Annotated in this window: 17 protein-coding genes, 1 pseudogene and 1 riboswitch; of the genes and pseudogenes, 9 read left to right on the plus strand and 9 right to left on the minus strand. The window is 71.7% G+C overall.

Features of this window, described 5'->3' with window-relative positions:
• Window positions 1–34 precede the first annotated feature (34 nt).
• Window positions 35–2,860, minus strand: a complete 2,826-nt coding sequence (locus ACIBNA_RS22730) for a GNAT family N-acetyltransferase (RefSeq protein ID WP_399166965.1) — start codon at window positions 2,858–2,860, stop codon at window positions 35–37.
• A gap of 265 nt (window positions 2,861–3,125) precedes the next feature.
• Between ACIBNA_RS22730 and ACIBNA_RS22735 the strand changes: the two genes are divergently transcribed.
• Window positions 3,126–3,407, plus strand: coding sequence for an HPr family phosphocarrier protein (locus ACIBNA_RS22735; RefSeq protein ID WP_399166966.1), 282 nt, complete (start codon window positions 3,126–3,128; stop codon window positions 3,405–3,407).
• 173 nt (window positions 3,408–3,580) lie between these two features.
• Here ACIBNA_RS22735 and ACIBNA_RS22740 read toward each other — a convergent pair whose 3' ends face one another.
• The 4 genes from ACIBNA_RS22740 to ACIBNA_RS22755 all read right to left on the minus strand — a co-directional run bounded on the left by ACIBNA_RS22740 (window position 3,581) and on the right by ACIBNA_RS22755 (window position 8,398).
• Window positions 3,581–4,276 carry a GntR family transcriptional regulator gene (locus tag ACIBNA_RS22740; RefSeq protein WP_274820311.1) on the minus strand — a complete coding sequence of 232 codons (696 nt, stop codon included), beginning with the start codon at window positions 4,274–4,276 and terminating at the stop codon, window positions 3,581–3,583.
• Between the two features lie 187 nt (window positions 4,277–4,463).
• Window positions 4,464–5,249 (minus strand): M23 family metallopeptidase, encoded by a 786-nt coding sequence (locus ACIBNA_RS22745; RefSeq protein ID WP_399166967.1) that lies wholly within the window; start codon window positions 5,247–5,249, stop codon window positions 4,464–4,466.
• 13 nt (window positions 5,250–5,262) lie between these two features.
• Window positions 5,263–5,427: riboswitch (cyclic di-AMP (ydaO/yuaA leader) on the minus strand.
• Between the two features lie 191 nt (window positions 5,428–5,618).
• Window positions 5,619–7,007 (minus strand): M16 family metallopeptidase, encoded by a 1,389-nt coding sequence (locus tag ACIBNA_RS22750; protein ID WP_399166968.1) that lies wholly within the window; start codon window positions 7,005–7,007, stop codon window positions 5,619–5,621.
• On the minus strand, window positions 7,004–8,398 hold the full coding sequence (locus ACIBNA_RS22755) for a M16 family metallopeptidase (protein WP_399167045.1): 1,395 nt from the start codon (window positions 8,396–8,398) through the stop codon (window positions 7,004–7,006). Before ACIBNA_RS22755 ends, ACIBNA_RS22750 begins: the two co-directional genes overlap by 4 nt.
• Before the next feature lie 459 nt (window positions 8,399–8,857).
• Between ACIBNA_RS22755 and ACIBNA_RS22760 the strand changes: the two genes are divergently transcribed.
• On the plus strand, window positions 8,858–11,314 hold the full coding sequence (locus ACIBNA_RS22760; RefSeq protein ID WP_399166969.1) for a DNA topoisomerase (ATP-hydrolyzing) subunit A: 2,457 nt from the start codon (window positions 8,858–8,860) through the stop codon (window positions 11,312–11,314).
• An 18-nt stretch (window positions 11,315–11,332) separates the two neighbouring features.
• Here the strand turns inward: ACIBNA_RS22760 and ACIBNA_RS22765 are convergent, their stop codons facing one another.
• Complete coding sequence (locus ACIBNA_RS22765; RefSeq protein WP_399166970.1) at window positions 11,333–12,391, minus strand: CobW family GTP-binding protein; 1,059 nt, start codon at window positions 12,389–12,391, stop codon at window positions 11,333–11,335.
• 321 nt (window positions 12,392–12,712) lie between these two features.
• Here ACIBNA_RS22765 and ACIBNA_RS22770 point away from each other — a divergent pair, with 321 nt between their 5' ends.
• Together ACIBNA_RS22770 and ACIBNA_RS22775 are read left to right on the plus strand one after the other, a co-directional pair.
• Complete coding sequence (locus tag ACIBNA_RS22770) at window positions 12,713–13,270, plus strand: DUF6082 family protein (RefSeq protein ID WP_399166971.1); 558 nt, start codon at window positions 12,713–12,715, stop codon at window positions 13,268–13,270.
• A gap of 262 nt (window positions 13,271–13,532) precedes the next feature.
• A complete protein-coding gene (locus ACIBNA_RS22775; protein ID WP_399166972.1) occupies window positions 13,533–13,772 on the plus strand; it encodes a hypothetical protein in 240 nt (79 codons plus the stop codon).
• A gap of 237 nt (window positions 13,773–14,009) precedes the next feature.
• Here ACIBNA_RS22775 and ACIBNA_RS22780 read toward each other — a convergent pair whose 3' ends face one another.
• A complete protein-coding gene (locus ACIBNA_RS22780; protein ID WP_399166973.1) occupies window positions 14,010–15,170 on the minus strand; it encodes a citrate synthase/methylcitrate synthase in 1,161 nt (386 codons plus the stop codon).
• A gap of 110 nt (window positions 15,171–15,280) precedes the next feature.
• Between ACIBNA_RS22780 and ACIBNA_RS22785 the strand changes: the two genes are divergently transcribed.
• The 5 genes and pseudogenes from ACIBNA_RS22785 to ACIBNA_RS22805 all read left to right on the plus strand — a co-directional run.
• Window positions 15,281–16,540, plus strand: coding sequence for a citrate synthase family protein (locus tag ACIBNA_RS22785; RefSeq protein WP_399166974.1), 1,260 nt, complete (start codon window positions 15,281–15,283; stop codon window positions 16,538–16,540).
• A gap of 54 nt (window positions 16,541–16,594) precedes the next feature.
• On the plus strand, window positions 16,595–17,539 hold the full coding sequence (locus tag ACIBNA_RS22790; RefSeq protein WP_399166975.1) for a sucrase ferredoxin: 945 nt from the start codon (window positions 16,595–16,597) through the stop codon (window positions 17,537–17,539).
• A 103-nt stretch (window positions 17,540–17,642) separates the two neighbouring features.
• Entirely contained in the window at window positions 17,643–19,313 is a 1,671-nt protein-coding gene (locus ACIBNA_RS22795; RefSeq protein ID WP_399166976.1) for an ATP-binding protein, read from the plus strand.
• Complete coding sequence (locus tag ACIBNA_RS22800) at window positions 19,313–19,993, plus strand: response regulator (RefSeq protein ID WP_274822198.1); 681 nt, start codon at window positions 19,313–19,315, stop codon at window positions 19,991–19,993. Before ACIBNA_RS22795 ends, ACIBNA_RS22800 begins: the two co-directional genes overlap by 1 nt.
• Before the next feature lie 253 nt (window positions 19,994–20,246).
• Window positions 20,247–20,492, plus strand: a pseudogene (locus ACIBNA_RS22805) (two-component system response regulator); the annotation flags it as partial.
• 25 nt (window positions 20,493–20,517) lie between these two features.
• Here ACIBNA_RS22805 and ACIBNA_RS22810 read toward each other — a convergent pair.
• Together ACIBNA_RS22810 and ACIBNA_RS22815 are read right to left on the minus strand one after the other, a co-directional pair.
• A complete protein-coding gene (locus ACIBNA_RS22810) occupies window positions 20,518–22,110 on the minus strand; it encodes a cation acetate symporter (RefSeq protein ID WP_399166977.1) in 1,593 nt (530 codons plus the stop codon).
• Window positions 22,107–22,667 (minus strand): DUF485 domain-containing protein, encoded by a 561-nt coding sequence (locus ACIBNA_RS22815; protein WP_399166978.1) that lies wholly within the window; start codon window positions 22,665–22,667, stop codon window positions 22,107–22,109. Before ACIBNA_RS22815 ends, ACIBNA_RS22810 begins: the two co-directional genes overlap by 4 nt.
• Window positions 22,668–22,723: the final 56 nt, after the last annotated feature.

Consider the following 22,723-nt stretch of genomic DNA (forward strand, 5'->3'; position numbering starts at 1 on the left):
GGACGACTGACTGCGAGGCACCGCTCGCCCCCTGTCAGTACGCGGGGAGCGTCCGCGGGCCGAGGTCGTCGCGGGCGGGCGGCGGCGCGAGGCGGACGGAGGCGCCCAGGACGCTCAGGCCGTGCGAGGCGACGACGACCGGCTCCAGGGTGACCGCGACGACCTCGGGGTGGTCGTCGACCAGCCGGGACACCCGCAGCAGCAACTCCTCAAGGGCGCGGGTGTCGGCCGGTGCGGAGCCGCGCCAGCCGAACAGCAGGGGGGCGGTGCGGATCGAGCGCACCAGCGAGGTCGCCTCCTTGTCGGTGACGGGGATCAGCCGGTGGGCCGTGTCCCCGAGCAACTGCGAGGCGGCCCCGGCGAGCCCGAAGGAGAGCACGGCTCCGGCCGCGGGATCGATGACGGCCCGTACGACGACGTCCACGCCGCGCGGCGCCATCCGCTGCACGACGGGGCGCAGCTCCTCGGGCGCTCCGAACAGCTCGGTCAACTCGGTGTACGACCGCCGCAGTTGGTCCTCGTCCGCGAGGTCGAGGCGTACGCCGCCCAGGTCGGCGCGGTGCCGCAGGTGCGGGGCGGTGGCCTTGAGGGCGACGGGGTAGCCGAGGGTGCGGGCGGCCTCGGCGGCGGCGTCGGGGGTCGGGGCGGGCAGGGCGCGGTGGACGTGGATGCCGTAGTGGCCGAGCAGGTCGCAGGTCTCCTCCGTGCCGAGCGTGAGTCCCTGCCCGCGCGCGAGGAGCCCGTCGATCAGCGCGGCGGCGCCCTTCTGGTCGATGTCCTCGTACTCGGGCACCTTGCCGGGGTCGGCGGCGTCGCGCCGCCACTGCGCGTAGGTGACGGCCTGCGCCAGGGCACGGACGGCGCGTTCGGCGGCGGGGTAGGCGGGAATGAGGTGGGAGTCCTCAGAGGGTTCCCCGGGAGGCGTCGGGCGGGGGGTGACCTGAGGGCTGTCGGGGCGGGTTTGTGGCCCGTTGTCCGCGTCGGCCTGCGGTGCCGTGCTCGCCGCCGCCGAGAGGGCCTCTGCCAGGCCGCCCAGCTCCACGTGCACCACCAGGACCGGCTTGGCCGGGGCGGCGGCAGCCGCGGAGCGCAGCGCGTCGGCGAGAGCCGCGTCCGCGACCGAGCCCTCCCCCACCGCCGGTATGGCGGTGACGATCACCGCGTCGCACCGGTCGTCGGCCAGCGCCCGCGACAGGGCCGTGTGGAAGTCCGCGGCGGAGGCCGCCGTGGTCAGGTCCTGCGGGGGGTGCGGTCGCAGCCCCTCGGCGAGACACGCGTCGTACGTGAGCAGGCCGAGCGACTCGGAGTTGCCGAGGATCGCCACCCGGGGCCCGGCCGGCAGCGGCTGGCGGGCGAGGAGCAGCCCGGCGTCCACCAGCTCGGTGATGGTGTCGACCCGGATGACGCCGGCCTGCCTCAGCAGCGCCGAGACGGTCGCGTGCGGCAGCCGGGTCGCCCGTACGGCATGCCCCTGGGGAGCCGCTGCGTGCCGGGCGCCCTGGACCACGACCAGCGGCTTCGCGGCGGCGGTGCGGCGGGCGAGGCGGGTGAACTTGCGGGGGTTGCCGATGGACTCCAGGTACATGAGGACGACGTCGGTGTCGGGGTCCTCGTACCAGTACTGGAGGACGTCGTTGCCGGAGACGTCGGCCCGGTTGCCGGAGGAGACGAAGGTGGAGACGCCGGTCACGCCCGTGACGCCGCCGCCGCGCCGGTGCAGCCGGGACAGCAGGGCGATGCCGATGGCGCCGGACTGGGCGAACAGGCCGATCCGGCCTGGGCGCGGCGTCTCGGGGGCGAGGGAGGCGTTGAGCCGTACCCGCGGGGAGGTGTTGATGATGCCGAAGGCGTTCGGCCCGATGATCCGCATGCCGTATGTGCGCGCCTGCCGCACGAGGGCGCGCTGGCGTTCGCGTCCCTCGGTGCCGCTCTCGGCGTATCCGGCCGAGACCACGACCAGCCCCTGCACGCCGTGTTCGCCGCACTCGGTGACGACCTCGGGGACGTGTGCGGCCGGCACGGCGACGACCGCGAGGTCTACGGGGCCGTCGATGTCCCGCACCGAGCGGTGGGCGGGCACCCCGTCGAGCTCCTTCTGTCCCTCGGGGAGTGCCTTGTTCACGGCGTGGAGGCGGCCGGTGAACCCGGCGTCGCGGATGTTGCCGAGGACGCTTCGGCCCACGCCGCCCGGCGAGCGCCCGGCGCCGATGACGGCGACCGAGCCGGGCGCGAGCAGCCGCTGCACGGACCGCGCCTCGGCACGGTGCTCGCGCGCGTACTGCACGGCGAGGGAGCGGTCGGTGGGTTCGAGGTCGAACTCCAGACGGACGACGCCGTCCTCGAAGCTGCGCTTCTGGGTGTACCCGGCGTCCGTGAACACCTTGATCATCTTGCTGTTGGCGGGCAGCACCTCGGCGGCGAAACGGCGGATGCCGCGCTCGCGGGCGACGGCGGCGATGTGTTCCAGGAGAGCGGAGGCGACGCCACGGCCCTGGTGGGCGTCCTGCACCAAGAAAGCGACCTCGGCCTCGTCGGCAGGTGCGGACGCGGGCGTTCCGTCCGCGCCGATCCGGTCGTAGCGTACGGTGGCGATGAACTCGCCGCCCACCGTGGCCGCGAGTCCCACCCGGTCCACAAAGTCGTGGTGCGTGAAGCGGTGGACGTCCTTGGCGGACAGGCGAGGGTACGGCGCGAAGAAGCGGTAGTACTTCGACTCGTCGGAGACCTGCTCGTAGAAGCTGACCAGGCGCTCGGCGTCATCAACGGTGATGGGCCGGATGCGCGCGGTACCCCCGTCGCGCAGCACCACGTCGGCTTCCCAGTGGGCGGGATACTCGTGCCGGTCCGGCGAGGTCTGCATGGGCCCCAGAGTACGGCTAGGGTCTGTCATTTGGATCAGGTCGCAGGGAAGCGACTGTTCTGCTCGGACCCCGCGTCTGCGGCGTGACCCAAACGACAGGCCCTAGCGTCCGACAACGGCGCGAGGCAGTCTGTGGAGGGCGTCAGTCGGGTCGAGGCCGCGATCCGACTGACGCCCCGGGGCGGGACGTCAGGACCGCTCCGGCGCAGCTTCACGATATGGGAAACTGGTCTAGACAACCCTGAAAACCGAAGGGCAGCAACACATGGCTGAGCGCCGCGTCAACGTCGGCTGGGCCGAGGGCCTTCACGCCCGCCCCGCCTCCATCTTCGTCCGAGCCGCCACGGCCGCAGGCGTCCCGGTGACGATCGCCAAGGCAGACGGCAACCCCGTCAACGCGGCCTCCATGCTGGCCGTCCTCGGCCTCGGTGCCCAGGGCGGCGAGGAGATCGTCCTCGCCTCCGACGCCGAGGGCGCGGACGCCGCCCTGGACCGGCTGGCGAAGCTGGTCTCCGCGGGTCTCGAGGAACTGCCCGAGACCGTCTGAGCATTCTTTCGCACCTGATCCGGTGCACTCCGATCCGGTGCACCCTGAAGGGCTCGTCCGAATTCACCGGGCGAGCCCTTCGCCATTTCCGGTCGCGGGTCGTTTAATTCCCGTTCACGGGCAGCAGAAATAATCCCCCGCGAATTACCTGGTCTTTGTATACGGCTCGCGTGTTAATGCCGCGGGCTCGCCGTGTTTACGGGATGTTGCGAGTTCCTCACACGCTCGGCCCGCTCCCCGGCGGAGCCGAAACGCAGCCGGTGCGCGGCCGTCGCGCGCTCGGCGTGCAGCGCCGTGACCGCCCGCGCCCGCTCGCTGTCACCACGCGCCACCGCGTCCACGATCGCGCCGTGCTCGGTCCAGGACTCCACAGGACCGGCCGGCGCCTCGACGGTGTACATCCAGGCGATCTTGTGGCGGAGCTGGGTGAGCATCGAGGTCAGCGCGGGGCTGCCGGAGGCCTGCGCGAGCGTCTCGTGGAACCAACCGCCCAGAGAGCGCAGGTCGTCGCTGTTGCCCCGGCGGGCCCGCTCCTGGCCGAGCCTGACCAGGCCGCGCAGGACCTTCAGATGGGCCTCGGTGCGGCGCTGGGCGGCGCGGGCGGCGCCGAGCGGCTCCAGCAGCATCCGCATCTCCAGCAGGTCGGCGGCCTCCTGCTCGGTCGGTTCGGCGACGCACGCGCCCGCGTGCCGCCGGGTCACCACGAAGCCCTCGGCCTCCAGAGTGCGCAGGGCCTCCCGGACGGGGACGCGCGAGACGCCGTAGCGGCGGGCGAGGAGTTCCTCGGTCAGCCGGCTGCCCCGCTCGTAGACACCCGCGACGATGTCGTCCCGGATGGCCGTGCACACCGAGTGCGCGGGAATGCGCATGACCGACCTCCGTTTAATCCCCGTGAAACGTCGACGAGTGACGCGTGTTCCGTGACTCTATTGCAATGAGCCGGAATTTCCGACGGCGGACCGGAATCCATGGATATTTTTTGGACAGCCGGGCGTCACGAACGCCGAAAGCCCCGGCTCGGGGAGCCGGGGCCTCGGGATGCGAAGTGGTACGCCGTCAGACGTTCACGCCGTGCGAGCGGAGGTAGGCGACGGGGTCGATGTCGGAGCCGTACTCGGGGCTCGTACGGGCCTCGAAGTGCAGGTGCGCGCCGGTGACGTTGCCGGTCGCGCCGGACAGGCCGATCTGCTGGCCGGGAGTGACCTGCTGGCCCACCGAGACGCCGATGGACGACAGGTGGCCGTACTGGGTGTACGTGCCGTCGTTCATCTTGATCACGACCTGGTTGCCGTAGGCACCGCCCCAGCCGGCCTCGACGACCGTGCCCATGCCGACGGCGTGGACGGCGGTGCCGCTGGCGGCGTGGAAGTCGACGCCGGTGTGGCTGCCGGAGGACCAGACGGCGCCGCCGGACTTGTAGCCGGTGGAGACGTACGAGCCGGAGATCGGGGGCACGAAGGTGTTGAGGCGCTTGCGCTCGGCCTCGCGGGCGGCGCGCTCCTTGGCCTCACGGGCCTTCTCCGCTGCCTCCTTGGCCTCCTTGGCCGCCTCGGCGGCCCGCTTGCGGGCGGCCTCCTCGGCCTTCTTCTTGGCGGCGGCCTCCTCGGCGGCCTGCTTCTGGGCGACGGCCTGAGCGTCTACCTGCTGGGCCACGCTGTCGCCCATGGTGACGACTGGGGTGAGGCCGGTCTGCTCGACGGCGGGCTCGGTGGCGAAGGCCGGGGCGGCCACGGTGCCGATGACACCGGTGGTGGCGAGGGCCGCGACGCCCGCCGCGCGGGCGGTGCCGCGCTGCATCCGGCTGGGACGACGATGCTTCCCGGTGGCGCGGGTGAACGCCATGGAGTGGCTGGTCCTTTCCTTCCTTCTCGCCTACCGGGTTAGCTGACGGGTTCGGAGCAGGAAGGTCTCCTACGGACCCCCTCGCGGCTCGCGCGGGCGTCCGATTCACCCCAGGGACTGCGGTTGGGTCCCCGGCTCCCCTGGCTCGCGCCGTACGGGGACTCGGCGATGACTGTCCGGTGCCGCGGGTGCGGCGCACTGCCTGACGAACAGCCCGGACGAACCTAAGCGGGGCCACTTTCAATTCCCAAACGGATCCCCGTTTTTGTAGCGCATCCCACAGGGCAGACAGGCAACCTCCGCATCAATTCGGGCATAAAGGAGCCCTGGTGCCTTAGAAGACAACCAGGGCCCCTGCGCCGCGTGCTCCTACTCGGCGGTGACGACCGAGACTTCGCCGATCCCCAGGGCCTCGACCGGGCCCTTGATCTGCGCCGCGTCGCCGACGAGGACGGTCACGAGCCGGTCCACCGGGAAGGCGCTGACGGCCGCCGCGGTGGCCTCCACGGTGCCGGTCGCGGCGAGCTGCCGGTACAGCGTGGCCTGGTAGTCGTCGGGCAGGTGCTGCTCGACCTGGTCGGCCAGCGTGCTCGCGACGGCCGCCGCGGTCTCGTACTTCAGCGGCGCGACGCCGACCAGGTTCTGCACGGCGACGTCCCGCTCGGCGTCGGTCAGTCCGTCGGCGGCGAGGGTGCGCAGCACCGTCCAGAGGTCCTGGAGGGCCGGGCCGGTGTTGGGGGTGTCCACGGAGCCGCTGATGGCGAGCATCGCGGCACCGGTCCCGTCCGGGGCGGACCTCAGGACCTGGCCGAAGGCCCGCACCCCATAGGTGTAGCCCTTCTCCTCGCGCAGCACGCGGTCCAGGCGGGAGGTGAGGGTGCCGCCGAGGCAGTACGTGCCGAGCACCTGCGCGGGCCACACGCGGTCGTGCCGGTCCGGGCCGATCCGGCCGATCAGCAGCTGCGTCTGGACGGCGCCGGGGCGGTCCACGATGACGACCCGGCCCGTGTCGTCGGCGGTCACCGGCGGCACCGGGCGCGGCTCGGCCACGGAGCCGGTCCAGGAGCCCAGCGTGTCGCCGAGCAGGTCGTCGAGGTCGATGCCGGTGAGATCGCCGACGACCACGACGGTGGCCGTGGCGGGCCTGACGTGCCTCTCGAAGAAGGCGCGCACGGCGCCGGAGTCGATCGCGGCGACCGTCTCCTCGGTGCCCTGGCGGGGCCGCGACATGCGCGAGCCCTTCGGGAACAGCTCCTTGGAGAGCTCCTTGGCGGCACGGCGGCCGGGGTTGGCCAGCTCGTGCGGGATCTCGTCGAGGCGGTTGCGGACCAGCCGCTCGACCTCGCTGTCGGCGAACGCGGGCGCGCGGAGGGCATCGGCGATCAGCCCGAGCCCCTTGGCGAGCCTGGAGGCCGGCACCTCCAGGCTGAGCCGGACGCCGGGGTGGTCGGCGTGTGCGTCGAGGGTGGCGCCGGCGCGCTCCAGCTCGGCGGCGAACTCCTCGGCGGAGTGCTTGTCGGTGCCCTCGGAGAAGGCCCGGGCCATGATCGTGGCCACGCCGTCGAGGCCGGCCGGCTCGGCGTCCAGGGGCGCGTCCAGCAGCACCTCCACGGCGACGACCTGCTGGCCGGGGCGGTGGCAGCGCAGCACCGTCAGGCCGTTGCCGAGCGTGCCGCGCGCGGGGGCCGGGAAGGCCCAGGGCTTCGGCTCGCCCCCGTGCGGCTGGGAGTGGAACTGCATCGTGGCGAGCTCGGTCACTTCGCCACCTCCTCGTTCTCGTCGGTGGCTTCCACGGTCGCCGCGGATTCCGGGTCTTCGGTGCCTTCCGCGGCCTCGGCCTCGGGGTCGGCCGGGGCGGTCGGCTCGTAGACGAGCACCGCGCGGTTGTCGGGCCGCAGGCGGGCCTTGGCGACCTCCTGGACCTCCTCGGCCGTCACGTCCAGCACGCGCTGCACGGCGGTCAGGGCGAGCTGCGGGTCGCCGAACAGGACGGCGTACCGGCACAGTTCGTCGGCGCGGCCGGCGACCGTGCCGAGCCGGTCCAGCCACTCGCGCTCCAGCTGGGCCTGGGCGCGCTCCATCTCCTCGGCCGTGGGGCCCTCCTCGGCGAACCGGGCGAGCTCCTCGTCGATGGCGGACTCGATGACCGGGACCTCCACGTCACCGGACGTCTTCACGTCCAGCCACCCCAGGGAGGGCGCCCCGGCCAGCCGCAGCAGGCCGAAGCCGGCCGCCACGGCCGTACGGTCCCGCCGCACGAGGCGGTTGTACAGGCGGGAGGACTCGCCGCCCCCGAGGACGGTGAGGGCCAGGTCGGCCGCGTCGCACGCGCGCGTGCCGTCGTGCGGCAGCCGGTAGGCGGCCATCAGGGCGCGCGCCGGGACCTCCTCCTCGACGACCTCACGCAGCTGCTCGCCGATGATCTCCGCCAGCGTGCCGTCCTGGGGCGCGGGCTTGCCGTCGTGGCCGGGGATGGAGCCGAAGTACTTCTCGATCCAGGCCAGGGTCTGCTCCGGGTCGATGTCACCGACGACGGAGAGCACGGCGTTGTTCGGCGCGTAATAGGTGCGGAAGAACGCGCGCGCGTCCTCCAGGGTGGCCGCGTCCAGGTCGGCCATCGAGCCGATCGGGGTGTGGTGGTAGGGGTGGCCCTCCGGGTAGGCGAGGGCGGTCAGCTTCTCGAAGGCGGTGCCGTAGGGAACGTTGTCGTAGCGCTGCCGGCGCTCGTTCTTGACGACGTCCCGCTGGTTCTCCATCGACTCGTCGTCGAGCGCGGCCAGCAGGGAGCCCATGCGGTCGGCCTCCAGCCAGAGGGCGAGCTCCAGCTGGTGGGCGGGCATGGTCTCGAAGTAGTTGGTCCGCTCGAAGCTGGTGGTGCCGTTCAGCGAGCCGCCCGCGCCCTGGACGAGCTCGAAGTGGCCGTTGCCCTTCACCTGGGCGGAACCCTGGAACATCAGGTGCTCGAAAAGGTGAGCCAGGCCGGTACGCCCCTTGACTTCGTGGCGCGAGCCCACGTCGTACCAGAGGCACACCGCCGCGACCGGGGTCAGGTGGTCCTCGGAGAGCACCACGCGCAGGCCGTTGGCCAGGCGGTGCTCGGTCGCTGTCAGGCCCCCGGAGCCTGCCTGGGCTGTGGCCGTGTGACCCATGGGCATGTACGTCCCTTCGATCGCGGCGCGGTCGTTCAAACCGCGGTTTTTCCTGGCGAGTCCTGCCACTGTATGCAAGCGTGCGGGGCCCTGGTGAAGTTCCCGGGGGGCGTACGCGCAGAGCGAGAGGGGGAAGCGGCCGGGGGCGGTGTGCGGTGGTGACAGCGTGCCTGGCCGGGGGCCCGGCACCGCGGCGTTCCGCGCGCGGTGATCTCGGCGCACGGCAGGCGGCCCGGAGCCGGGCGGGCGGCGGGCGAAAGACCTCGGACAGGCCGGTCCGCGGCAGTCCTGAGACGGGGTCCCGGCCGCCGCCGCGGTCCGGCGAGCGGCACCCGCGGCCCGCGTGCGAACCCCTGCCGGGGAGGCCGTAGACCGGGTCCTGGTCCCGGTTGTCAGTGCGGCGGTCCACAATGGTCGGCGTCAGATCTCGTTCAACGCTTCAGCAAGGAGCCGGCAGCGATGGCCCGCCGCAGCACGAAGACCCCGCCGCCCGACGACTCGTACGAGGAGAGAATCCTCGACATCGACGTCGTCGACGAGATGCAGGGCTCCTTCCTCGAGTACGCGTACTCGGTCATCTACTCCCGCGCCCTGCCCGACGCGCGCGACGGTCTCAAGCCGGTGCACCGCCGCATCGTCTACCAGATGAACGAGATGGGCCTGCGCCCCGAGCGCGGGTACGTCAAGTGCGCCCGTGTAGTCGGCGAGGTGATGGGCAAGCTGCACCCGCACGGCGACACGTCGATCTACGACGCCCTCGTGCGCATGGCCCAGCCCTTCTCGATGCGTGTCCCCCTGGTCGACGGCCACGGCAACTTCGGCTCGCTGGGCAACGACGACCCGCCGGCCGCCATGCGGTACACCGAATGCCGGATGGCCGAGGCCACGAGCCTGATGACGGAGTCGATCGACGAGGACACCGTCGACTTCAACCCCAATTACGACGGCCAGGAGCAGGAACCGGTGGCGTTGCCGGCCGCCTTCCCGAACCTCCTGGTCAACGGCGCCTCGGGCATCGCGGTCGGTATGGCCACGAACATGCCGCCGCACAACCTGCGCGAGGTGATCGCCGCCGCCCGCCACCTGATCAGGCACCCGAACGCGGATCTCGATGCCCTGATGAAGCACGTCCCGGGCCCCGACCTGCCCACCGGCGGCCGCATCGTCGGCCTCTCCGGCATCCGGGACGCGTACGAGACGGGCCGTGGCACGTTCAAGATGCGCGCGACGGTGTCCGTGGACAACGTGACGGCGCGCCGCAAGGGCCTCGTCGTGACGGAGCTGCCCTTCACGGTCGGCCCGGAGAAGGTGATCGCCAAGATCAAGGACCTGGTCGGTTCGAAGAAGCTCCAGGGCATCGCCGACGTCAAGGACCTCACCGACCGCGCGCACGGCCTGCGCCTGGTCATCGAGATCAAGAACGGCTTCGTGCCGGAGGCGGTACTGGAGCAGCTGTACAAGCTGACGCCGATGGAGGAGTCCTTCGGCATCAACAACGTCGCCCTGGTCGACGGCCAGCCGCTCACGCTGGGCCTGAAGGAGCTGCTGGAGGTCTATCTCGACCACCGCTTCACCGTCGTGCGGCGGCGTTCGGAGTTCCGCCGCGGCAAGAAGCGCGACCGGCTGCATCTGGTCGAGGGCCTGCTGACGGCCCTGCTGGACATCGACGAGGTCATCCGTCTGATCCGCTCCAGCGAGAACTCCGCGCAGGCCAAGCAGCGCCTGATGGAGCAGTTCTCGCTGAGCGAGGTGCAGACGCAGTACATCCTCGACACGCCGCTGCGCCGCCTGACCAAGTTCGACCGCATCGAGCTGGAGGCGGAGAAGGACCGGCTCAACGCGGAGATCGAGGAACTGACCCGGATCCTCGACTCGGACGCCGAGCTGCGCAAGCTGGTCTCCTCCGAACTGGCCACCGTCGCCAAGAAGTTCGGCACCGACCGGCGTACGGTCCTGCTGGAGTCGGGTGGTGCCCCGGTCGCCGTCGTGCCGCTCCAGGTGGCCGACGACCCGTGCCGGGTGCTGCTGTCCTCGACGGGTCTGCTGGCCCGTACGGCGAACGGCGAGCCGTTCGCGGAGGACGCCGGCGCCAAGCGCGTGAAGCACGACGTGATCGTCTCGGCGGTGCCGGCCACCGCCCGCGGCGAGGTGGGCGCGGTGACCTCGACGGGTCGGCTGCTGCGGCTGAACGTGATCGACCTGCCCCAGCTCCCGGAGTCGATGGCGACGCCGAACCTCGCGGGAGGCGCCCCGCTGGCGGAGTTCGTCTCCCTGGAGGACGACGAGATGGTGGTCTGTCTGACGACGCTCGACGAGTCGTCGCCGGGCCTGGCGCTCGGCACGGAACAGGGCGTGGTCAAGCGCGTGGTGCCGGACTATCCGTCCAACAGGGAGGAGCTGGAGGTGATCACCCTCAGGGAGGGTGACCGGATCGTCGGCGCGGTCGAGTTGCGCACCGGCGAGGAGGATCTGGTCTTCATCACCGACGACGCCCAGTTGCTGCGCTTCCAGGCGTCCCAGGTCCGACCGCAGGGCCGCCCGGCCGGCGGTGTGGCCGGCATCAAGCTCTCCGAGGGCGCGAAGGTCATCTCCTTCACGGCGATGGACCCGGCCGTGGACGCCGTGGTCTTCACCGTCGCCGGCTCGCGGGGCACGCTGGACGACTCCGTGCAGACGACGGCCAAGATGACCCCGTTCGACCAGTATCCGCGCAAGGGCCGCGCCACCGGCGGCGTCCGCTGCCAGCGGTTCCTGAAGGGCGAGGACTGCCTGTCCCTGGCCTGGGCGGGTCCGGCCCCGGCCCTCGCGGCGCAGAAGAACGGCACCCCGGCCGACCTCCCGGAGATGGACCCGCGGCGTGACGGCTCGGGTGTGTCCCTGGCGAAGACGGTGGCGGTGGTGGCGGGGCCGGTCTAGAGCCCTCCGGCGGAGGACTCAGGCAGGTTCTGCCGGGTCCTCCTCCGGGTTCCGTACGTACCTCAGGACGCCCCACATGCCGTGCTCTTCGGCGTGCGGGGCGTCGCTCCTGCACGCGCCGAGTTCCTTGTCGAGGGCGGAGGCGTCGATGCCGGAGCCGATGAGCACCAGCTGGGTGAGGCGATCACTCCCGGCCGGCCAGGGCTCCGGGTAGAAGCGCAGGAACCGCCCGACGGCATGGACGGCGTAGCGGTTCCGGAGGTCGTACGGCCCGAAGTCGACGTAGCCCTTGATCCGGTACAGCCCTTCGGGCCGGCTGTCGAGGAACTCCATCAGCCGGCGCGGGTCGAGGGGCTCCCGCGAGACGAACGACAGGCTGTCGTAGGCGCAGTGCAGGTGCTCGGCGTGGTCGTCCGCTCCGTGCTCGTGCAGGTCGTCGAAGGACAGCTGCCCGATGCGTTCCTCGCTCGGCCGGCAGTCGAAGAGGAACTCGGGGTCGATCCGGCCGTAGGTGGCCGGGACGACGGCGGCGCGATCGACGAGGGACCGGACCAGTCCGAGGACGCGTTCGCCGTCCGCCGCCCGGTCGAGCTTGTTGACCACGACGAGATCGGCCAGCGCGAGATGCCGGTCGATCTCGGGATGCCTGGACCGGGTGGCGTCGAACTCGGCGGCGTCGACGACCTCGACCAGCCCGCCGTACACGATCCCCGGATGCTCGCTGGCGAGCACCATCCGCACGAGTTCCTGCGGCTCGGCGAGCCCGCTCGCCTCGATGACGATGACGTCGATGCCGAGGGAGGGCTCCGCGAGCCGTTCCAGGTACTGGTCCAGCTCGCTCGCGTCCACGGCACAGCACAGACACCCGTTGCCGAGCGAGACCGTCGAGTCGCCGAGCGCTCCCGCCACGGCCATCGCGTCGATCTCGATGGCCCCGAAGTCGTTGACGACGGCGCCGATACGGCTGCCTCCGCTGCGGTGCAGGAGGTGGTTGAGGAGTGTGGTCTTTCCCGAGCCGAGGAATCCGGCCAGGACGACGACCGGGATCTGCTGCGGTTTCGGGCTCGGCAGGCTCACCGTGCGACCTCTCTCACGCCGACGCGTGCACCGGCTCGCGTTCCCGGCACACGTACGAGGATGGGATGCCGCCCCAGGATACGAGCCGTGGGAATCGCGACGAAGTGAACGATTGTTAGCAGCACTCGCGGGGCAGACGTTGGTCATGGCGCCGGTTTGTGCGACCCTCGCTTCCCTCCGTGCGCCTCCTCTCCGCCTCCCCGCCGATCAGAGCCGCTCGGCACTCTGGGAGACGGCAAGCGCCGCCCACCGCTCGCCGGTCCCCTCCAGTCGACCCGCGTACCGACGACCGGCGGACGGCCGCCTGAATCGGGGGTTGACATGAGCACACGGAATTTGAGCTTTCGGGGGCTGGGCGCCACCGCCTCGGCAGGGATCGTCCTGGCGGCGGGCGCCGCGCTCGCCATGGCCGCGCGGTGGCCCACGTACCACGCGTTGCGTGCACGGATCGAGCACCTTGAGGAGGCCGCACAGTCACAGCGCCGGACCAACTTCGCCCACCAGCAGCGCCTGCACTGGGAGTTGCTGAGCAAGGCGATGGACGACCCGGAGCTGGCCGAGGTGCTGGACGCGTACGACGGGACCGTCTCGCCCAGGAAACTCCGCCAGTTCCTCTTCGCCAACGCCCTCTACACGAACGCCCTGTGCTACTACCGCATGGGCAACATGAGCCGGGAGGAGTTCTTCGGCTTCGCCCGGAGCATGCTTCAGAACCCCGTCTTCAGGGAGTACTGGTACGCCTCCCTCCCGCATCGGGCGACGCTCGTCGGCTCCTCGGAGGAGGCCAGGCTCGGACGCATGGTCGACGATCTTCTCGCGCAGTTGGAGGAGGCGGACACCGACGAGTGGTGGGTGGTCGGGGAACCGCCGAGCGAATAGTGCGGAGCTCTGCCGTAAGCGCCGTACCTCCGGATCACTCTCCGGAAGGCATCACACGGCTGGGCGGTAACGAACCCATAAACCGGCGCGTTTCCCCAGGTACCAACAAGGTTGACTACTGCACATCCCGCGAACCGGGTCGACCACCGCCGAACCGCCGCTCCACGCCGCCCGGTTGTCGAGGCCGCGGCCCCACAGGGCCGCATCGCACCGCAGGCTACAGTGCGCACCAAGCCTCGAGATCAAAAGGAACGCCAGAACAGTGAGCCACATCATCCGTCGGATTGGCACCCCTCCCAGCGCGCGGGGAAGTGCGACTGGTGCCAATTGCCCCGATATCTTCGAGCTGTCCGACGGCCGGTTCGCTGTGATCGGCACCGACGTCACGGAAGAACTCGACGGAAAGCTCCCCGGCGACGCATCCAGGGCCGACTACGAGCGCATCGTCGTGGTCACGCGCAAGACGCTCATCGACGCCAAGGGCGACATTCCTGACGCCTGATCGCGTCGGATGCCCGTCGAGCCGAAGGGTCAGGTACCCGTCGGGACGGCGCCGCGGGGGGCCCGGAGGGGCCCGCCCCCGGGGGGGCGGGGGCGGCCGGGGGGCCCCCGGGGGCCGCGGCCCCGGGGGCCGCGCCCCCCCGGGCCCCCTGGGGCGCCGCCCCGCGGGCGGGGCCGGCGGGGCCCCCGGGGCCCCCCCCCCCGCGCGCCCCCCCCCCCCCCCCCGCCCCCCCGCGGCTCAGGCAGGCACTGGCGCCGGCGCCTCCGGTCCCACATAGCGCGCCACCGGCCTGATGATCTTCGTGTCCTCCGCCTGCTCAAGGACGTTGGCGCTCCAGCCCACCGCCCGCGCCGCGGCGAACGTCGGTGTGAACATCTCCCTGGGCAGGCCGCAGAGTTCCATGACCACACCCGCGTAGTACTCGACGTTGGTGTGGAGTTCACGGCCGGGCTTCAGCTCCGCCAGGATCGCCTCGACGTGCCGCTCGACCTCCACGGCGAAGTCCACCCGCGGACCGCCGAACTCCTGGGCGACCTCGCGCAGCATCCGTGACCGCGGGTCCTCCGTGCGGTAGATCGCGTGCCCGAAGCCCATGATGCGCTCACCTGCGAGCACCCGCTGCCGCACCCAGGAGTCGATACGGTCCGGGGTGCCGATCGCGTCCAGAGTGTCCAGCGCCCGACTGGGCGCGCCCCCGTGCAACGGCCCCGACAGCGCCGCCACCGCACCGACGAGGCACGCCGCCACATCCGCACCCGTCGACGCGATGACCCGAGCCGTGAACGTTGACGCATTGAATCCGTGGTCAATGGTTGAGATCAGGTATTGCTCGATCGCCCGTGCGTGCTGCTCGGTCGGCACCGAACCGGTCAACATGTACAGGTAGTTGGCCGCGTAGGACAGGTCCTCGCGCGGCTCCACCGGCTCGAGCCCCTTCCCCAGCCGGTGCAGCGCGGTGAGCAGCGTGGGTACGGCCGCGGCCGCCTCCAGGGTGTCCAGCCTGCGCCGGTCGGCATCGATGTCGTACACGGGCCGGAAGCCCTTGGCCGCGCCCAGCAGCGACAGCGCCGTGCGCATCCCGGCGAGCGGGCCGGAGCGCCCGCCGGCCGCCGCGATGGCCGGCAGCGCCGCTCGCACCTCGTCGGGCAGCCGCCGCAGCGCCGCGGTCTGCGCCGCGAAGGCCGCGCTCCGCCCGGCGTCCGGCAGTTCGCCGTGTACGAGCAGGTGCCAGACGTCCTCGAAGGCGCGGGTCCGCGCGAGGTCGACGGCGGAGTACTGCCGGTAGTGGTAGAAGCCCTCGACGCCACGGACGTCACCGATTCGGGTGTCGGTGACGACGACACCGGCGAGTCCCCGTGGTGCGTCGATGAGAGCGGTTGCGGGCCTGTTGACGGACATGTCTTCCTCCCTGGACTTGATTCGACTGTCCATGGTTGACTTAATCCGTGTCAATATTGATTGGATCAATACATCAGTCAATGGTCCGCTAGACGGATACGGTGACCCCCATGCGCGATCAAGAACCCGCCCCCCTCGACGCGGAACGGCGGCTGAGCACCAAGGAGGCCGCCGAGCTGCTCGGTGTGAAGCCGGAGACCGTGTACGCGTACGTGAGCCGCGGTCAGCTCAGCAGCCGACGGGTGACCGGCGGACGGGGCAGCACCTTCGACGCCGGGGAAGTCGAGGCGCTCGCCCGGCGCAACAGGCGGGACAGCACGGCAAGTTCCCCCTCCGGCGGTGAGTTGTCCGTACGGACCCGCATCACGCTCATCGAGAGCGACCGCTACTACTACCGCGGTGTCGACGCGGTCGACCTGGCCATGCGGCACACCTACGAGGAGGTCGCCGAGTGGCTGTGGACGGGCCGGATGCGGCCGGGCAACACGTTCACCGCGCCGGCCGCCTCGGTCGCCGTCGCCCGCCGCGCCGTCGACGCGCTGCCCGAACACGCCGCGCCCACCGACCTGCTGCGCGTCGCGACGATCGCCGCCGCGACCGCCGACCCGCTGCGCTTCGACCTGTCCGAGGACGCCGTGCTCGGCACGGCGCGCACCCTCATTCCCACGCTCGTCGACGCTCTGCCACCGGCGGGGCACGACCGCCGCGACAAGGGACCCCTGGCCCACCGTCTGTGGACCCGGCTGTCGCCGCGCAAGGACCCCGACGAGGCGTCCCTGCGCGCGCTGGACACCGCCCTCGCCCTCCTCGTCGACCACGACCTGGCCGCCTCCACGCTCGCGGTGCGCGTCGCCGCGTCGGCTCGTGCCCACGCCTACGCGGCGGTCTCCGCCGGACTCGGTGTGATCGAGGGCCCGCTGCACGGCGCGGCCAGCGGGCTCGCCCACCGGCTGCTCGTCGACGTGCTCGACCAGGGCGACGCCGCGCCCGTGATCGCGGACGAACTGCGCGCCGGCCGCCGCATCCCGGGACTCGGCCACCGGCTCTACCCGGGCGAGGACCCACGCGCGCGTGCCCTGTTCGGCCTCCTGGAGCAGATCCCGCGCGCGGAACCCGCCCTCCTCGCGGCCCGGGACATCGTCGAGACCACCGCCCGCCACGCCCCGCTGCACGCCAACGTCGACCTGGCGCTCGCCGTGTTCACCACGTCCTGCGGCATGCCCCCGACCGCGGGCGAGACGATCTTCGCGGTGGCCCGTACGGCGGGCTGGATCGCCCACGCCCTGGAGGAGTACGGCGAGCGCCCGCTGCGCATGCGCCCGAGCGGGCTCTACGCGGGTCCGAAGCCGCCCCAGCCACTACCGGAGTAGCGCAGGGCGGGGGCCGAGAGTCGCCGTGAGCCAAGTCAGGTTAGGCTCACCTCTGTGAGTACGTGCTCAAGCGTGTCCCGGGACTCCGACGAGCCCGTTTCGGGAACCGCGGCCACCGCGAAGACCTGGCTGCTGCTGGAACAGCCCGGTCCGTGGGGTGCCAAGGCGCTCACTTCGAGCCACCTGGACCCCGCGCTGGGCCGTGCCCTGGAGGCCGCCGCGAAGGACACGGGCGTGCGGATCGCGCTCATCCGCCGCCCCGGACGCCACGCGGACCGCCGGATGCCCGCCACACGCCGGGTGTACGCGGCCCACACCGTTCCGGGAAACGTGTGGCTGCACGGCGCCACGACCTCGGATCCCGGGCAGCTCCTCGATCTCGACTTCGCCGCGCTCGGCCGGGGCGAGCACCGCTCCTTCGACGCGGTGCTCGGCGGACGGCCCCACGACGGTGATCCGCTCGCCCTCGTCTGCACCAACGGCAAGCGCGACCGCTGCTGCGCCCTCCTCGGCCGGCCCCTCGCGGCCGAACTCGCCACGTCCGGCGTCGAGGGCGTCTGGGAGGTCACCCATCTGGGTGGTCACCGCTTCTCCCCGACGGTGCTCGTGCTGCCGTACGGATACGCGTACGGCCGGGCCGAGGCACACACCCTCAAGGAGGTCCTGCACGGCGCGCGGGAGGGGCGGATCGTCGTGGAGGGGTGTCGGGGCAGCTCGGCCTGGGAACGGCCCGGTCAGGCCGCCGAGCTCGCCGTGCGCACCCGGACCGGTGAATACGCCGCGGAGGCGCTGAGCGTCGTACGGACGGCCGGCGCGGCCCCGCGCTGGGAGGTGACCGTCGCCCACGCCGACGGGCGCCGCTGGCAGGTCGAGGTGGCCCAGGGCGCGGCCCTGCCGCCCCGGCCGGAGAGCTGCGGAGCGGCGGTCCTCGGTTCACCCGCGCGGATGGACGTGGTGGCGGTGCGCGAGGTGAGGGTGACGACGGCGCTCGCGAGCTGACCGGTCCGCCGGCCGCGGTCCGGACCGTCTCCTCAAGCATTGATCAAGAGATCCACGCCACACCCATTACGGCAGGTAGGCAGCCCCACGTACCTTCTTGGGTATGAGCCCCACTCCCCCCGCACGCCGCCTGCGCCTCGGCCTGCCCCGGCGGGTGTTCTCGCAGGTGCTGCTGATGCAGGTGGCGATCGCCGCGGGAGTCGCGGTCCTCGCGACCGGGCTGTTCCTCGCGCCCCTGAGCGACCAGCTGGACGACCAGGCGATGCGCCGCGCGCTCGCCATCGCGCAGACCACCGCGCAGCAGCCGGGCCTCGCGAGGGAGGTGCGGGACACTCCTCCCTCACCGAACGGTCCGGTGCAGAAGGAGGCCGAGCGGATCCGGAAGGCCACCAAGGCCGAGTACATCGTGGTGATGGACTGGCGGGGCGTGCGCTGGTCGCACACCGACCCGAAGCAGATCGGCGGCATCGTGTCGACCGACCCCGGCCAGGCCCTGGCCGGCAGGGAGGTTATGGAGATCGACAGCGGCACCCTGGGCCGCTCCGCCCGCGGCAAGGTGCCGCTGCGTGACAGCGACGGCACGGTCGTCGGCGCCGTCTCGGTCGGCATCGCCTACGACAGCGTCCGGGCCCGGCTGATCCACGCGATCCCGGGGCTGCTCGCGTACGCCGGCGGTGCCCTGGCCGTAGGCGCGCTGGCCGCGTGGCTCATCTCCCGGCGGGTCCAGCGGCAGACCAGGGACCTGGCCTTCTCGGACATCGCGTCGCTCCTGTCGGAACGCGAGGCGATGCTGCACGGCATCCGGGAGGGCGTCGTCGCCTTGGACCGCACCGGCCGCATCCGCCTGGTCAACGACGAGGCGCAGCGCCTGCTGGGCATCGGGGACGCGGTGGTGGGCCGTTCCCCCGACGAGGCGCTCGGCGCGGGCCGTACGGCCGACGTGCTGGCCGGGCGCGTGAAGGGCACGGACCTGCTCACCGTCCGGGGCCAGCGGGTGCTGGTCGCCAACCGTATGCCCACCGACGACGGCGGCGCCGTGGCCACCCTGCGCGACCGCACCGAGCTGGAGCAGCTGGGCCGCGAGCTCGACTCCACCCGCGGCCTGATCGACGCCCTGCGCGCCCAGGACCACGAGCACGCCAACCGTATGCACACACTCCTGGGGCTGCTCGAACTGGAGATGTACGACGACGCCGTCGAGTTCGTCGGCGAAGTGGTCGGTGACCACCGGGCCACCGCGGAACAGGTCACCGAGCGGATCGAGGACCCGCTGCTCGCCGCCCTGTTGGTCGGCAAGGCGACCGTCGCGGCCGAGAAGGGCGTCGCGCTGTGGGTGTCGGACCGGACCCGGCTGCCCGACCGGCTGATCGATCCCCAAGGGCTCGTCACCGTCGTCGGCAACCTGGTGGACAACGCCCTCGACGCCGTGGCGGGCAAGCCGCACGCGCGCGTGGAGGTCGAACTGCGCGCCGAGGGTCGTACGGCGATCCTCCGGGTGCGCGACACGGGCCCGGGAATCCCGCCGGAGCACCGTGAGTTGATCTTCACCGAGGGATGGTCCACGAAGAAGCCGCCCGCGCACCGCGAGCGGGGCATCGGGCTCTCCCTGGTGCGCAGGCTCGCCGAGCGGCAGGGGGGCAGCGCGACCGTCGGCGAAGCGCACGGCGGGGGTGCGGAGTTCATCGTCGTCCTGCCCGAGGCGCTGACCGAGCCGGGTCCGGAACCGGCCCTGACCGTGCCGTCAGCTTCGCAGACCGCCAAGGAGGAGTCGTGATGATCGAGGTCCTGGTCGTGGACGACGACACCAGGGTCGCGCGGGTCAACGCCGCCTACGTCGAGAAGGTGCCGGGCTTCCATGTCGCCGGCGAGGCCCACAGCGCCGCGGACGCGCTGCGCCAGCTGGAGACGTTGCCCCGGCTCGACCTGGTGCTCATGGACCACTACCTGCCCGACGAGACGGGGCTCGCGGTCGTCCAGGAGATGCGCCGGCGCGGCCACCAGACCGACGTGATCATGGTGACGGCGGCCCGGGACGTGACCACCGTGCAGGCGGCCATGCGGCACGGCGCGCTGCAGTACCTGGTCAAGCCGTTCGCCTTCGCCGGCCTGCGCTCCAAGCTGGAGGCGTACGCGGAGCTGCGCCGCACCCTCGACGGCGGCGGGGAGGCGGAGCAGGCCGAGGTGGACCGCATCTTCGGGGCCCTGTCGGCCCCCTCTGAGCCGGACCTGCCCAAGGGTCACTCCCCCACCACCGCGGAGCTGGTCCGTCAGTCCCTGATGAACGCCGACGGGCCTCTGTCCGCCCAGGAGATCGCCGAGCGGACCGGAGTGAGCCGCCAGACCGCCCAGCGCTATCTGAAGCTCCTGGAGCGCACGGGACGGGCCAGGCTGACCCTCAAGTACGGCGACGCGGGCCGCCCGGAACACCGTTACGTGTGGGCGACTCGCGCCTAGGTGTATCGACCCGCAGGATTCAGACAGATCCTACGGCCTCAGCCCGTGGCCTTGTCCGCGGTCAGCCCGTGGCCTTCTTCGCGAACTCCGTCGTGTAGGTCCGGGCAAGGTTGATCTTGGCTTTCCTGACGTCGAGGTTGAACGCCTTGAGCACCTTCTCAACGCGTGGCGGCCCGCGCGCACAGCGCTGCCCAGGCTCTGGCGACGGTGCAGCGTGGAGGGATCGATCTGGTCCTGGCCACGGCACCGACATCGGATCTTCAGGGCCCTGCGCACCACCCCCGGCCCTCGCGTCACCGGGGCCGCCGAGTGGCCACTCGGAGCCGACGACGGAGCTATCTGCCGCGTCCTGCACCGCGTCGACCACCCGCTCTCCGCCCACGAGGTCGCCGCCGAGACAGGACTGAGCCGCCTGGAGCAGTCCGGCCGCCTGCGCCTCTGCCTCAAGTGCGCAGACACGGGTCGGCCGGAACACCGTTACGCGTGGGTGGCGCCGTAACCGTACGCCGGTGAAGGCACCGCCTCTACGCCGCTCCCGCCCCGGTCAGCGACCGCACCTCGGTCTCCGCGTGCCTGGCCTCGTCCGGGATCTCCGCCGAGGTGACAGTGCCCAGCCAGCCCGCGAGGAAGCCCAACGGGATCGAGACCAGGCCCGGGTTCTGCAACGGGAAATACTGGAGGTCGACGTTCGGGAACAGCGAGTCGGGGCTTCCGGAGACCACCGGGGACAGCACCACGAGCACCACGGCCGGGACCAGACCGCCGTAGACGGCCCACACTGCGCCCCGTGTGGTGAAGCCGCGCCAGAACAGGGAGTACAGCAGCACCGGAAGGTTCGCCGACGCGGCGACGGCGAAGGCGAGACCCACCAGAAACGCGACGTTGAGATCCCGCGCCAGCAGACCGAGGGCGATCGCCACCACGCCGACCCCGACGGCCGCGACACGGGCCACGGCCACCTCGCTGCGGGGCTTACCGCCCCGGCGCCGCAGGGACGCGTACAGGTCGTGGGCCACCGACGCCGAGGACGCGAGCGTGATCCCGGCGACCACGGCGAGGATCGTGGCGAAGGCGACCGCGGCGACGATCGCGAAGAGAACCGTTCCGCCGGTGGATCCGGCACCGCCGCCCAGATCGAGCGCCAGCAGTGGAACAGCCGTGTTCCCGGCCGCATTCGACCCGCGTACCGCGTCGGGCCCCACGATGGCAGCCGCGCCGAATCCGAGCACGATCGTCATCAGGTAGAAACCGCCGATGAGCCCGACGGCCCAGACGACCGAGCGGCGTGCGGCGCACGCGGTGGGCACTGTGTAGAACCGGGACAGGATGTGCGGCAGCCCGGCCGTGCCGAACACCAGGGCCAGCCCCAGACTGATGAAGTCCAAACGGGCGGTCCAGTCCCCGCCGTACTTCAGCCCGGGCGCCAGAAACGCCTCCCCGTGACCGCTGCGCTCGGCCGCCGTGAGCAGCAGCCGGTCCAGGTCGCCGTGGAAGCGCACCAGGACGAGCGCCGTCAGCGCGATCGTGCCGCCGAGCAGCAGGACGGCTTTGACGATCTGGATCCACGTCGTCGCCCGCATCCCTCCCAACGACACATAGATCACCATGAGCGCGCCGACCCCGATGACGGTCCAGGCCCGCGCCGCCCCGCTCGTGCCCCCGAGCAGCAGCGCCACCAGGCTGCCCGCGCCGACCATCTGCGCCACCAGATACAGAACGGACACGGTGACCGAGGAGGTTCCCGCCGCAATCCGTACCGGCCGCTCCCTCATCCGCGCCGCCACGACGTCGGCGAGCGTGAACCGGCCGCAGTTGCGGACCAGTTCGGCCACGAGGAACAGCACCACCAGCCAGGCCACGAGGAAGCCGACGACATACAGCAGCCCGTCGTAGCCGAACAGCGCGATGAGTCCGGTGACCCCCAGGAAGGACGCGGCCGACATGTAGTCACCCGCGATGGCAAAACCATTCTCCATGGGAGAGAAGAGCCGCCCGCCCGCATAGAACTCCTCGGCCGAACCGCGCCGGTTGCGGCTCACCCATGTCGTGATCGCCAGCGTGACCGCGACGAACCCGCTGAACAGCAGCAGTGCCAGCGTCTGGTGTTCACCCGTCACGAGACACCGCCATTCACGCCACGCGTCAGCTCCTGTGTGTCCCAGCGCAGTTCGAGCGCCGCCCGGTCCCTGCGCAAGCGCGCGTGCCGCGCGTACGCCCAGGTGAACAGGAACGTGGTCAGGAACTGCCCGAGCCCCGCCACCAGCGCCACGTTCACGGCTCCCGCCACCGGCCGGGCCATCAGCTCGGGGGCGGTCGTGGCAGCCACGACGTAGCCCACGTACCAGGCGAAGAAGGCCACGAAAGCCGGCACCACGAACCTCCGGTACCGCCGCCGCACCTCCTGGAAGGCCGCGCTGCGCTGCACCTCCAGATACACATCGGCCGCCGCGACCCCGGTCCGGCTCTCCCCGCGTGCCGACGGAACCACGGCCGGATCCGGCACCCCGACACCGGCCGAGTCGCCCCAGCCGGAGGCGAGGGCGTCGTACCAGGGATCGTCGTACCTGAGGTGTCCGGCCTCCTCGGCCGGGCCCGGGTCGACACCGTCGAGTCGCTCGACCGGACTTTCCTGACCAGCCCCATCTCTACCGGGACGGCCCTTGCTTGGCTGCATGCCCAAGGATGGACAGAACGGAAGATCCTCGACTCTTCTTCCCCTCGCTCTTCACC

The sequence above is a fragment of the Streptomyces sp. NPDC050164 genome, from assembly GCF_044459945.1.
Lineage (GTDB): Bacteria > Actinomycetota > Actinomycetes > Streptomycetales > Streptomycetaceae > Streptomyces > Streptomyces coeruleorubidus_A.